This window comes from Pseudomonas sp. R84, assembly GCF_009834515.1.
Lineage (GTDB): Bacteria > Pseudomonadota > Gammaproteobacteria > Pseudomonadales > Pseudomonadaceae > Aquipseudomonas.
Genome location: NZ_CP019426.1, coordinates 2,096,681 through 2,108,378, shown reverse-complemented (window position 1 = coordinate 2,108,378; position 11,698 = coordinate 2,096,681). Strand labels below are relative to the sequence as shown.

General features: G+C 57.7%; 11 protein-coding genes. 2 read left to right on the top strand and 9 right to left on the bottom strand.

The annotated features are described in order from the left end of the window. Position 1: 1 nt before the first annotated feature. Positions 2-745, top strand: a complete 744-nt coding sequence (cobA, locus tag PspR84_RS09540) for a uroporphyrinogen-III C-methyltransferase (RefSeq protein ID WP_160057061.1) — start codon at positions 2-4, stop codon at positions 743-745. Positions 746-832: 87 nt separating this feature from the next. Here the strand turns inward: cobA and PspR84_RS09535 are convergent, their stop codons facing one another. The 8 genes from PspR84_RS09535 to ppsA all read right to left on the bottom strand — a co-directional run bounded on the left by PspR84_RS09535 (position 833) and on the right by ppsA (position 9,079). Next, the gene (locus PspR84_RS09535; protein WP_160057060.1) at positions 833-1,867 is read right to left on the bottom strand and encodes an OmpA family protein; all 1,035 of its coding nucleotides are present in this window, start codon (positions 1,865-1,867) and stop codon (positions 833-835) included. 107 nt (positions 1,868-1,974) lie between these two features. Beyond that, positions 1,975-2,565: an RNA polymerase sigma factor SigX gene (sigX, locus tag PspR84_RS09530; protein ID WP_011333251.1), complete on the bottom strand. Its 591-nt coding sequence runs from the start codon at positions 2,563-2,565 to the stop codon at positions 1,975-1,977. A 90-nt stretch (positions 2,566-2,655) separates the two neighbouring features. Then, positions 2,656-3,480, bottom strand: a complete 825-nt coding sequence (locus PspR84_RS09525) for a mechanosensitive ion channel domain-containing protein (RefSeq protein WP_007916401.1) — start codon at positions 3,478-3,480, stop codon at positions 2,656-2,658. Between the two features lie 2 nt (positions 3,481-3,482). Then, a complete protein-coding gene (locus PspR84_RS09520; RefSeq protein WP_008076827.1) occupies positions 3,483-3,731 on the bottom strand; it encodes a hypothetical protein in 249 nt (82 codons plus the stop codon). A gap of 63 nt (positions 3,732-3,794) precedes the next feature. Further along, a complete protein-coding gene (locus tag PspR84_RS09515; RefSeq protein WP_160057059.1) occupies positions 3,795-4,790 on the bottom strand; it encodes a zinc transporter ZntB in 996 nt (331 codons plus the stop codon). A 22-nt stretch (positions 4,791-4,812) separates the two neighbouring features. After that, a complete protein-coding gene (rraA, locus tag PspR84_RS09510; protein WP_137218790.1) occupies positions 4,813-5,304 on the bottom strand; it encodes a ribonuclease E activity regulator RraA in 492 nt (163 codons plus the stop codon). A 224-nt stretch (positions 5,305-5,528) separates the two neighbouring features. After that, complete coding sequence (locus PspR84_RS09505; RefSeq protein WP_160057058.1) at positions 5,529-6,518, bottom strand: alpha/beta fold hydrolase; 990 nt, start codon at positions 6,516-6,518, stop codon at positions 5,529-5,531. Positions 6,519-6,703: 185 nt separating this feature from the next. Next, positions 6,704-9,079 carry a phosphoenolpyruvate synthase gene (ppsA, locus tag PspR84_RS09500; protein WP_160057057.1) on the bottom strand — a complete coding sequence of 792 codons (2,376 nt, stop codon included), beginning with the start codon at positions 9,077-9,079 and terminating at the stop codon, positions 6,704-6,706. Between the two features lie 174 nt (positions 9,080-9,253). Here ppsA and PspR84_RS09495 point away from each other — a divergent pair, with 174 nt between their 5' ends. Next, positions 9,254-10,072, top strand: a complete 819-nt coding sequence (locus PspR84_RS09495) for a pyruvate, water dikinase regulatory protein (RefSeq protein ID WP_034152875.1) — start codon at positions 9,254-9,256, stop codon at positions 10,070-10,072. A gap of 114 nt (positions 10,073-10,186) precedes the next feature. On the opposite strand, the gene PspR84_RS09490 is transcribed toward PspR84_RS09495, so the two are convergent. Further along, positions 10,187-11,596: a PLP-dependent aminotransferase family protein gene (locus PspR84_RS09490; protein WP_160057056.1), complete on the bottom strand. Its 1,410-nt coding sequence runs from the start codon at positions 11,594-11,596 to the stop codon at positions 10,187-10,189. Positions 11,597-11,698: the final 102 nt, after the last annotated feature.

The window sequence follows — 11,698 nt, the reverse complement described above, 5'->3', positions numbered from 1 at the left end:
CATGAACGCAAAAGTCTGGCTGGTGGGTGCAGGTCCTGGTGATCCCGAATTACTGACCCTCAAAGCGGTGCGCGCCCTGCGCGAGGCCGATGTGGTGCTGATCGATGATCTGGTCAACGACGCAGTGCTCGAGCACTGCCCTGGCGCGCGCATTATTGCGGTGGGTAAGCGCGGTGGTTGCCGTTCCACGCCGCAGGCATTTATCCATCGGTTGATGCTGCGCTATGCCCGTCATGGCAAGTGTGTGGTGCGGCTCAAGGGCGGCGATCCGTGCATCTTCGGCCGTGGCGGTGAAGAGGCGCAATGGCTGCGTGAACGTGGCGTTGAGGTGGAGTTGGTCAATGGCATCACCGCCGGGCTCGCTGGGGCGACGCAGTGCGATATTCCATTGACGTTACGCGGTGTAGCGCGCGGGGTGACGCTGGTGACTGCGCATACTCAGGACGACAGCCAGTTGAACTGGCAGGCACTGGCGCAAAGTGGCACAACGCTGGTGATATACATGGGCGTGGCTAAGCTGGGCGAGATTCGCGATCAGTTGTTGGCGGGCGGAATGGCGGCGGATACCCCGGTGGCGATGATCGAGAATGCATCGTTACCAGAACAACGAGAATGCCGGAGCGATCTCACGGCAATGAACGAAGCAGCCTACAGATTTCAATTGAAGAGCCCTGCGATACTGGTGATCGGCGCCGTGGCCGGTTATGCGCAGGAAGCCAGCGAGACGCGTATTGCCGCAATGTAGGAGCAGCCTGGTTTCAAAGCTTCAATCTCAAATCGCAGGCAAAGAAAAGCCCGGCCTAAGCCGGGCTTTTCTCAGAGCGGCAGCTAATTACTTAGCTTGAGCTTCAACCTGCGCTTCTACGCGACGGTTTACAGCGCGGCCAGCTTCAGTTTTGTTGTCAGCAACTGGGCGGGATTCGCCGTAGCCAACAGACTGAACGCGGGACGATTCAACACCGTACTGGTTGGTCAGAACTTGCTTAACGGCGTTTGCACGACGCTCGGACAGTTTCTGGTTGTAAGCGTCAGGACCGACGGAGTCAGTGTGACCTTCAACAGTAGTGGTGGTGGATGGGTACTGCTTCATGAAGTCCGCCAGGTTCTTGATGTCGCCGTAGCTGTTGGTTTTAACAACAGATTTGTCGAAATCGAACTTAACGTCCAGCTCAACACGAACAACTTCAGCAACTGCTGGGCAGCCGTCAGCGTCAACAGTTACGTTGGCTGGGGTGTCCGGGCACTTGTCAACGTTGTCGCAAACGCCATCGTTGTCGCTGTCGGAGCAAACTTCAGCTGGTGCTGGAACTGGAGCAGCAGCAGGCTTGGAGCCACCACCGAAGTTCACACCGATACCAACGCTAGGAGCCCACTCGGTGTCGCCCTGGTCGATGTTGTACTGAGCTTCAACGCCGGCACGGGCGTAGAAGTTCTCGGTGAAGTACAGCTTGGCACCGCCGCCAACGTTGGCGAAGGTGGAACGGTTACGACCGCCAGAACCGTTCTGACCGATGCTCTGATCGGAGAAACCAGCCGATACGTATGGACGCAGCATGTCGCCTGGGTTGTTGAAGTGGTACAGAGCGTCCAGAGCGGTGTTAGCGCCCTTGATGTTACGACCGTCGTCGGAACGCACGTTGTGCACTTCGTCGTAGCCCAGACGCAGTTCAACGTCGTCGGTCAGGAAGTAACCGATCGAACCGCCGAACAGGTTGCCGTTGTTCTTGAAGTTACGAGCGCTGTCGAATTGTTCTTTCTTTGCGAAGCCTTCGATTTCAACTGCGCCTTGGCCTTGTGCCAGAGCGCCGAACGAAGTGGCGGCAATCAGAGAACCAATGGCCAAGCCCAAGGTGTTTTTCAGTTTCATCCGTTAAATCCCCATCTGGTGATTGTGAAGCAGTCCCGCAAACCGGGGGACAACTCGGCGGCAAGTCTATCAGAACTTGCCTACACGTAAGAGATATTTGCGCTGAACTAAGTTTCAGCAATGCCTGCAAATTTCTCACGCAATTTATCTAGAGCACGTTTGTAACGCATTTTTGTCGCACTCAAACCCATGTGCATGATGTCTGCGATCTCCTGAAATTCCAGCTCTGCGACAAATCGAAGCACCAGAATTTCGCGGTCAATCGGGTTCACATACACCAGCCAGCGATCAAGCCCGCCCTTCTCCTCGGGTTTCGGCGCCTTTTCTTCGGACGCTTCCTCGAGGGGGTCAAGACTCAATGCGTCCATCAAGCGACGCTTTCGCCGTTCCTTCCGATACTGCGTAATACATTCGTTGTACGTGATGCTGTAGAGCCACGTTTTGAACTTCGATTTCCCCTCGAAGTTCTTCAGGCCATACAGCACCTTCAACATGACTTCCTGACAGACATCGTCTGCGTCGCGATCGTTCCCAAGATATCTCGCACAAACGTTAAATAATGTTCTCTGGTAACGCCGCATCAGTTCTTCATAAGCGCGCGTTACGTGAAAAAGCTCGGTATGCGAGCGCGCGACCAACTCCTCATCAGAGAGCTCGCGGGGGTCGTAGCGCGTGGATAGCGTTTGGGCTTTATTCAAAACAAGTCGTGCCGACAGTCAGGTCAATGTCCACCGCGACCAGCATCAGCTGGCATTTTGCGGCGGCATACATTAGCAGGGTTTGCCGGATTAGCGGCTACTCACATGCTGTTCCAGCAGGATCCGATTGGAAAGAGAGACTAGCTCACCCTCATCGGTCAGCAATGTGGTTTTCACCGTGCCGATCTCCTCGATCTGCCCTTCGACCTCGCCAACACGCACTTGTTGCCCAACCTGATACAACTCACGCACATAGATTCCCGCAAGAATCTGACCGGCAATTTCCCGGCTTCCCAAACCCATGGCCAGCGCAACCGCCAGACCAACGGTAATCAAAACGATGACGATCACATGGTTCAGCAGGTCGGTCTTGACCTCAAGCTGGCTGATCGCGACCGAAATGCTGATGATGATTACCAGCCCCTGAGCAATTCGCCCAAGCCCCGAAGCGTAGTCCAGGCCTACGCCTTCTGCCGCCCCGCGCACCAGTCCGTTGGCCAGTTGCGCGAGCAAGACACCTACCAGCAACACCAGCGCCGCGCCGAATACTTTCGGCAAATAGAGCGCCAACATATCCAGCGTAGCTGAAACTCGCTCAAGGCCAAGGGATTCTGCTGCAGAAACCAGAAAAATCAGCAGGACGAACCAGTAAACGATTTTACCGATCAGCGTCGAAATCGGAACCTGCAGTCCCGCCCGGGACATCAATTTGGTCAGCCCGGTACCGCCCATCAGGCGATCAAGGCCCAGTTTGGCGAGCAGCTTGGAGAGCAAGGTATCGAGCAGCTTGGCCACGACGAAACCCAACAGCAGCACGACGAGTGCGCCGAACAGGTTCGGGATGAAATTGGCCACTTTGGTCCACAACGCAGTCATTGCAGTGACGAGGCTCTGAGTCCAGAGGTCGAGTTCCATATTCAATCAGCCTTATCAGCAGTGCGAGCGGTAGGTTTACGAAGACGGGAAACCGGCGAGACATGGGCCGAGCCGTTATTCAGGGCGATCATCAGCGCGGGCAGCCAGCGGCCCAGCAGGCTGAACAGATCACCGGCGCCAACCTGGCGGTTGGCGGTTTTGAGTACGCGGCCCAAGCACGCATCGTCGTCGCGGCTGGACGGCGAGGCGTTGAGCATGTCGCGCAAAGACTGTTCAAACGGATCGTGCATACGCACCTCTCGTGATGTCTGTGAAAGACGCGGGCAGATTTGGTCGGGTCACATGCTCCATGTTCAAACCCAGCGCAAACGACGGAACAACCACCACTGACCAAAGGCCAGGGCGAGCACCGTCAAACAGGCAATCAGGAAACCATAGGGGCTGCTGGAGAATGGAATGCCGCCAACGTTGATGCCCAGCAGACCGGTGATGAAACTCATCGGTAAAAAGATGCAGGTGATGATCCCGAAGCGGTACATCGTGCGATTCATGCGCTCGCTCAAACGCCGGTCTTCAGCCTCAAGCACAAGCCCCACGCGCTCTCGGGTCAATTCGAGCTCTTCGAGATAGCGGGTCAGGCTGTTGTTCAATTCGTTCCAGTAATCGGCATCGTCATCGACAAACCACGGCAGTTTTATCCGCGTGAGTTGTCCAAAAATATCCCGCTGCGGCGCAAGAAAACGCTTCAGCCCGGCAGCCCTGCGACGGATGTGCAAAATGGCGCCATGCTCAGGGGTATACCGTTCGTCGGCATCCATCTTTTCTTCTTCCTCATCGGCGATTTCCGAGAGGCAAGTGACCAGATCCTGAACCTTGTTGGTGAGGAACTGCGCCAGATAAAGGATCAGTTCAGAGGCCGTTTTCGGACCTTTGCCATCCGCCAATTGCACCAACAGTTCATCGGTGGCGCGCAATGGGCGCAAGCGCAGGGAAATCACCCGTTGGGCCGAAGCAAAAATCCGCACCGAAACCATGTCTTCCGGCTCGGCACCCGGGTTGAGATTGACCCCGCGCAGAAACAGCAGCAGTTCGGCATCCGGCAACGGCAACAGGCGCGGACGCGTGTTCTCTTCCAGCAGCAGGTCGCAGGTGAATTCGTTGAGACCGCTGGATTTGCGCAGCCAGGTCTGGGTCTGCGGATGGCTGCGATCCCAATGCAGCCACAGGCTTTCATGGGCCTGCAACTGCAAATCGTCGAGCTCAGTCCGGGCTATCGAACGCGCACCGCCTTTTCCGTCCAGCACCAGGGCATGCACCAACCCCCATTGCGCGTTTTCTTCCTCGAACATCCGCATCCCTTTGTCGAAACTCTTATTCAGGCATCTGCAGCGGGCTCGGCGAAATGATCACGCCGTTGTTGTCCGCATAAATGTACTGGCCCGGGTGGAACGTCACACCGGCGAAAGTCACCGGAACGTTGAGGTCACCGATACCACGTTTTTCAGTTTTCATCGGATGGCTGGCCAGCGCCTGCACACCCAGATCGGTTTGCGCGATGACGTCGACGTCACGGATGCAACCGTAGATCACCAGCCCTTCCCAACCGTTTTTAGCAGCCTTCTCGGCAATCATGTCGCCCAGCAGCGCGCGACGCAGCGAACCACCGCCATCGACCACCAGCACCTTGCCATTACCTTTGAGTTCGGCTTGTTCCTTGACCAACGAGTTGTCTTCGAAGCATTTGATGGTCACGATTTCGCCACCGAACGAATCACGGCCACCGAAATTGCTGAACATCGGTTCCAGCACCTGCACCAGCTCCGGATAGGCGTCGCACAGGTCAGGCGTAAGGTAATGGTTCATCGAAAAACTCCTGTAAAAAGGAAGACGATCAAGGATGCCGCGTTCTGAAGAGACGAGCTCCGCTGGTCGCTGTTTACCTTAGCTCATTGAATGTTCGCTGAATGAACCTGAACAAACGCTGAAACGTAATTGCTAAACAGTCACCGAATATGACCAGAACCGCACAATTCGTCATATCTTAGCCGCAAGCCGATCTGAACGAAATGCCCTTCAGAGCCTCCGTCTCAGACCGCAGCAACCAGATCAGGCTGCTCGCCCAGCAACGGCGCGTGCTGATCGTTCAACCAGCGCGCCACCAACGGCCACACCTCAGTCTGCGCGGTTTTGCTCACCAACATTTCAACATGACCGAAATTATCAGTGAAACCCTTCTCGCGCCCCAGATTGATGAACTGCTTGTGTTCGGAGCCAATTTGCTCAAACAGTTTGCGACAGGCCCACGCAGGATCCTGATGATCCCCTGCTGCAGTCACCGCCAGCACTGGCACTTGAACATCGGCCAGCCCCGCCCACCAATCCGTGTCCTTGTCGCCAAAACGGCCGAACAAGCCGTACCAGCGCATGCTTTCCAGCGCCAGACCGATCGGCTCATCTTCCGGGCCGCGCTTGAGGCGTGAACCCGACAGTTGCGCAAAACGCTTGAGAATGAAGCGGCTGCTCCACTCCACCGGCGGAATTTTCAGCGGCCAGTAAGTGCGGCTGACTTGTGTGCCGAAAAACGCTGCCGAAGCTACGGCAGGCTCGCCGAGGTATTCGCCACCGAGCGCTGCGGCCAAAGTGATGCCGCCCAGCGAATGGCCGATCCAGTGCGGGATCTGCCCGCTCTGCTCACGCACGAACGCGGCAATCGCCGGCAGATCGTAACGGGCGTAGTCGGCGACACGATTGCGCCGGTACTCCTCATTGCGCTGCGACAGGCCGTGGCCGCGCATCTCCGGAATCCACACGTCGAACCCCAGTCGCGTCAGATACGCGCCCAGGCCCAGGCCTTTCGGTGAAAACCAGAAGCGACGATTGGAAAAACTGCCGTGCAGCAGAATCACCGGCACGCCGCGTGGCGCGGAGTCATCGGCCATGCCCAAACGGGTGACGGCGATCTCCACGGACCAGTCGGGACTGTTGCCGGGCTTCAGTCGGTAAACGTCTTCGCTCAGATCGCCGCGCCGTTCGGCGCTGATCAGGGCGACAGGAAACAGGTTGCTGCTGCTTTGCATAATGCTCTTGCACAAAAAAGGGCGGCATCCGGAGACCCCGCCCTGTTTGAATCATAAGGAGCCGAATCGTGTAGGAGCGAGCCTGCTCGCGATGGCGGTGTGTCATTCGAATCAATGCAGACTGTCATGACGCTATCGCGAGCAGGCTCACTCCTACAGGGGGACGCGGCCCATTCACATGTTGATCAAGCCGGCGCCTGGCCTTCCGCCAGGAAGAACCAGGTTTCCAGCACGGTATCCGGGTTCAGCGACACGCTTTCGATGCCCTGTTCCATCAGCCACTTGGCCAGATCCGGGTGGTCCGAAGGACCCTGACCGCAGATGCCGATGTACTTGCCGGCCTTGTTGCACGCGGCAATCGCGTTGGCCAAGAGCTTCTTGACCGCCGGATTACGCTCGTCGAACAGGTGCGCGATGATACCGGAATCGCGGTCCAGGCCCAGCGTCAGCTGAGTCAGGTCGTTGGAACCGATCGAGAAACCGTCGAAGAATTCGAGGAACTCTTCGGCCAGAATCGCGTTGGATGGCAATTCGCACATCATGATCACGCGCAGACCGTTTTCGCCGCGCTTCAAGCCGTTTTCGGCGAGCAGATCGACAACCTGACTGGCTTCGCCCAAGGTACGGACGAACGGCACCATGATTTCAACGTTGGTCAGGCCCATCTCGTTGCGCACACGTTTCAGCGCGCGGCATTCGAGTTCGAAGCAGTCACGGAACGATTCGCTGATGTAACGCGAAGCGCCACGGAAGCCCAACATCGGGTTCTCTTCTTCCGGCTCGTAGAGCTTGCCACCGATCAGGTTGGCGTATTCGTTGGACTTGAAGTCCGACAGACGCACGATGACTTTTTTCGGCGTGAACGCTGCAGCCAGGGTGCTGATGCCTTCCACCAGTTTGTCGACGTAGAAGTCGACCGGGTCATTGTAACCGGCGATACGCTTGTCGACGCTGTCCTTGATTTCCTGTGGCAGACCGTCGTAGTTCAACAGCGCTTTCGGGTGGACGCCGATCATGCGGTTGATGATGAATTCCAGACGGGCCAGGCCGACACCGGCATTCGGCAACTGTGCGAAGTCGAAAGCGCGGTCCGGGTTGCCGACGTTCATCATGATCTTGAACGGCAGCTCCGGCATGGCGTCGACGGAGTTCTTCTTGATGTCGAAACCCAGCTCGCCTTCGAAGATGTAACCGGTGTCGCCTTCAGCGCAGGACACGGTCACGCCCTGGCCATCCTTCAGCAATTGGGTGGCGTTGCCGCAACCAACCACAGCCGGAATACCCAGCTCGCGAGCGATGATCGCTGCGTGGCAAGTACGGCCGCCACGGTTGGTGACGATGGCGCTGGCGCGCTTCATCACCGGTTCCCAGTCCGGGTCGGTCATGTCGGAAACGAGTACGTCGCCCGGCTGGACTTTGTCCATCTCGGAGACATCTTTGATGATGCGCACTTTACCGGCGCCGATGCGCTGGCCAATGGCGCGACCTTCAACCAGCACGGTGCCGGTTTCTTTCAACAGGTAACGTTCCATGACGTTGGCCTGGGTGCGGCTTTTCACGGTTTCCGGACGGGCCTGAACGATATACAGCTTGCCGTCGTCACCGTCCTTGGCCCATTCGATGTCCATCGGGCACTGGTAGTGCTTTTCGATGATCATCGCTTGCTTGGCCAGCTCGCTGACTTCAGCGTCGGACAGGCAGAAACGCGCGCGGTCAGCCTTGTCGACATCGATGGTCTTGACCGAACGACCGGCCTTGGCCTCGTCGCCGTAGATCATCTTGATGGCTTTGCTGCCGAGGTTGCGACGCAGGATCGCCGGACGACCGGCTTCCAGCGTGCCCTTGTGCACGTAGAACTCATCCGGGTTGACCGCGCCTTGTACGACGGTTTCGCCCAGGCCGTAAGCGCCGGTGATGAACACCACGTCACGGAAACCGGATTCGGTATCGAGGGTGAACATCACGCCGGCAGTGCCGGTTTCCGAACGCACCATGCGCTGCACGCCAGCCGACAGGGCGACCAGTTTGTGGTCGAAGCCCTGGTGCACGCGGTAGGAAATCGCACGGTCGTTGAACAGCGAAGCAAACACCTCTTTGGCGGCGCGGATAACGTTTTCCACACCACGGATGTTCAGGAAGGTTTCCTGCTGACCGGCGAACGAGGCGTCCGGCAAGTCTTCGGCGGTGGCGGAAGAACGCACGGCCACGGCCACGTCAGGGTTGCCGGCCGACAGCGCGGCGAAGGCGGTGCGGATCTCGGCATTCAGTTTTTCCGGGAATTCGGCTTCCATGATCCATTGACGGATCTGCGCGCCGGTCTTGGCCAGGGCGTTGACGTCGTCGACGTCGAGCGCATCGAGGGCCGCGTGGATCTGGTCATTGAGGCCGCTCAGTTCGAGGAAATCACGATAAGCCTGAGCCGTCGTGGCGAAGCCGCCGGGGACCGAAACACCGGCGCCTGCCAGGTTACTGATCATCTCGCCCAGGGATGCGTTCTTGCCCCCCACATGCTCAACATCGTGTTTGCCGAGCTTATCGAGGGAAACTACGTACTCTACCAAGGTGATCTCTCCACTAACTGTGTTGGAAAAGCTCAGAAACCGGCGGCCCGGGGGAGCCTTGGCCGGTTGTATGGCCTGGACCTGGAAAATAAGTGAGAATGCGGGCCAGTCGCGGCCGACAAATCGCGCCTATCATATCCAGAAATGCTCATTAGCTTAAGGCCCAAGGTGCAAATGAAACGATCTGCTTTCTTCATCTCCGATGGCACCGGCATCACTGCCGAAACCCTGGGTCAAAGCCTTCTGGCGCAGTTCGAAAACATTACCTTCAGCAAATTCACGCGACCGTACATCGACAGCGTTGAAAAAGCGCGGGCCATGGTACAACAAATCAACAAAGCCGCTGAAACCGACGGCTTTCGCCCGATCATCTTCGACACCATCGTCAATCAGGACATCCGTGAGATTCTCGCAACGTCCAATGGTTTCATGATCGACATTTTCTCGACCTTTCTTGCCCCGCTGGAGCAGGAACTGACCGAGCACTCTTCCTACACGGTCGGCAAGTCGCACTCGATCGGGCACAACTCCAATTACATGGAGCGTATCGAGGCGGTTAACTTTGCCCTCGACAACGACGACGGTGCGCGCACGCACTATTACGACAAAGCCGATTTGATACTAGTGGGCGTGTCGCGATGCGGCAAAACGCCGACGTGTCTGTACATGGCCATGCAGTTCGGCATTCGCGCGGCCAACTATCCGCTGACCGAAGACGACATGGAACGCCTGACCCTGCCGACGGCCCTGCGCGCCCATCAGCACAAGCTGTTCGGCCTGACCATCGACCCCGACCGCCTCACCGCGATCCGCAACGAGCGCAAGCCCAACAGCCGCTATTCGAGCTACGCCCAGTGCGAATTCGAAGTGCGTGAGGTAGAGAATCTGTTCCGCCGCGAGAACATCCCCAACATCAACTCCACGCATTTTTCGGTGGAAGAGATTTCGGCGAAGATTCTGGTGGAGAAAGGTGTGGAGCGGCGGTTCAAATAGATTTGTGGTGTCTGAATGACCGCTATCGCGAGCAGGCTCGCTCCCACAGGGGGAATGCATTCCAACTGAAAGAATGCGGTCCACTGTGGGAGCGAGCTTGCTCGCGAAGAACGATTACACGGACTCTGTTAATGCCTGCGCCAGAGCTTCAAAGCCCCCCAGCAACAACCCATCATCCCCCACTGCATTACACACACTCACCCGAACAAACTGCGGCACCGCCGCATGCCCGACCGCAAACGCCTCAGCGGTGGCGACCAGATAGTTGTTTTCCTTCAACTCCGCGGCAATCTGCGACGCCCGCCACAGCTCAGGCACCTCCACCCAGAAATGCGGGCTGTAAGCATGAGTCTTGTAATTCAAGCCCTGCAGAACGGGCGAAACCAGTGCCTTGCGCCGGCCAATCTCGCTTATTTGCTCGTCCAACAAGCGCTCGGCCATGCCGCTTTCAATCCACAGGCTCGCCACTTCCATCGATAACGGATTGGCCATCCAGCACGTTGCACGAATGGCGGAACTCAAACGCCCGACCAGCGGCAGTGGCGCATGCAGGTAACCGACGCGCAATCCGGCGGAAACAGCCTTGCTCAGACTGCCGATCAACACCGAGCGCTCCGGCGCGAAATAACTCAGCGGCAACGGGCGCTGGCGGTCCAGAACCGCATGGGCTTCGTCTTCGATAATCAGCAAATTGTGCTGGCGGCAGATATCGGCAATCGCCTGGCGCCGTGAGATCGACATCACAGCGGCTGTAGGATTCTGGATCGTTGGCGTGCAATACAGCGCTGAAACACGATGTTGACGGCAGATGTCCTCCAGTGCCGACGGCAACAGTCCTTCGTCATCCATCGTCGCGCCGACAAGTTTTATCCCAAGCTGGCGTGCGACGCCGATCAATCCCGGGTAGGACAAATGCTCAGTCACCACTGTGTCGCCGACCTTGAGCAGGCCCATCAACGCGCACAACAAGCCATGCTGACCACCGTTGACGCACAACACCTGATCGGCGTGCGGCACGAACGCTTCGTGCTGCAGCCAGACCGCCCCGGCCAATCGGTGCCGTGCCAGCCCCGCTTCGGCGGTGTAACCGGTCAACTGCTGTAACACCCGCGGATCACTGGCCAGTTCCTGCAGACTCTGGCTCATGAACGCCGCTTCCTGTGCGGGAATCGGCTGATTGCGGCTCATATCGAAACAGGCTGACGGCTCATCGCTGACATTACGAAAGCCTTTGTCCTGCGCCCGCTCCATCCCGCGCTGAGACACATAAGTGCCATCTCCGACGCGGGCGACGACCAATCCCACGCGTTCCAATTCGCCGTAGGCACGGCTGATCGTACCGATGGTCACTCCGAGATTGTCGGCCAACAACCGATGCGGCGGCAGTTTACTACCGGAATCGATGACGCCCTCATCGATGGCCTGCGCGACGGCATTCGCCAGGCGTTTGTACTTCACGCCCACGCCATTGGCGAGACCACCACGGAGGATTGACACCATGGCAATACTTACTTTGACAGTCATTCTCACCCCGAATAGCGTGATTAAAAAAGGGTCAATCAGAAATAGACCGTTTCCGCGATCAGGTCAATTCCACCGTTCGGAGCACGCCACATGTCGACCGCC

Excerpts from the sequence above, each read along its gene's own strand:
- PspR84_RS09495 (WP_034152875.1), top strand. The coding sequence starts at position 9,254 with ATGAAACGATCTGCTTTCTTCATCTCCGATGGCACCGGCATCACTGCC.
- cobA (WP_160057061.1), top strand. The coding sequence starts at position 2 with ATGAACGCAAAAGTCTGGCTGGTGGGTGCAGGTCCTGGTGATCCCGAA.
- PspR84_RS09535 (WP_160057060.1), bottom strand. The coding sequence starts at position 1,867 with ATGAAACTGAAAAACACCTTGGGCTTGGCCATTGGTTCTCTGATTGCC.
- PspR84_RS09525 (WP_007916401.1), bottom strand. The coding sequence starts at position 3,480 with ATGGAACTCGACCTCTGGACTCAGAGCCTCGTCACTGCAATGACTGCG.
- PspR84_RS09490 (WP_160057056.1), bottom strand. The coding sequence starts at position 11,596 with ATGACTGTCAAAGTAAGTATTGCCATGGTGTCAATCCTCCGTGGTGGT.
- PspR84_RS09515 (WP_160057059.1), bottom strand. The coding sequence starts at position 4,790 with ATGTTCGAGGAAGAAAACGCGCAATGGGGGTTGGTGCATGCCCTGGTG.
- PspR84_RS09520 (WP_008076827.1), bottom strand. The coding sequence starts at position 3,731 with ATGCACGATCCGTTTGAACAGTCTTTGCGCGACATGCTCAACGCCTCG.
- PspR84_RS09505 (WP_160057058.1), bottom strand. The coding sequence starts at position 6,518 with ATGCAAAGCAGCAGCAACCTGTTTCCTGTCGCCCTGATCAGCGCCGAA.
- rraA (WP_137218790.1), bottom strand. The coding sequence starts at position 5,304 with ATGAACCATTACCTTACGCCTGACCTGTGCGACGCCTATCCGGAGCTG.